Origin of the sequence: Bittarella massiliensis (ex Durand et al. 2017), from assembly GCF_017566145.1 — a bacterium.
Lineage (GTDB): Bacteria > Bacillota > Clostridia > Oscillospirales > Ruminococcaceae > Bittarella > Bittarella massiliensis_A.
In genome coordinates, this window is the sequence record NZ_JABFCL010000439.1 from 1 (window position 1) to 206 (window position 206).

The window sequence follows — 206 nt, forward strand, 5'->3', positions numbered from 1 at the left end:
TCACACCGTCACCGCGCGTTGCCGCCCTTACCAAACGTCCATTTTCATAAATCAGGCTGCAGGCCAGTCCGTCGATTTTCGGCTCCATAACATATTCTACAGCGCTGCCTTCCGGCAGACCGCTGCGCACACGCTGATCAAAAGCTACCAGCTCTGCATCCGAAAAAGCATTGCCCAGACTCAAAAGCGGCGTCAGATGTCTGACC

The 206-nt window shown here is 54.9% G+C and carries 1 protein-coding gene; it reads right to left on the reverse strand.

Annotated elements, in window-relative coordinates:
- Positions 1–206: hypothetical protein (locus tag HJY11_RS14970; protein WP_208076611.1), on the reverse strand; the 206-nt coding region annotated here is incomplete at both ends.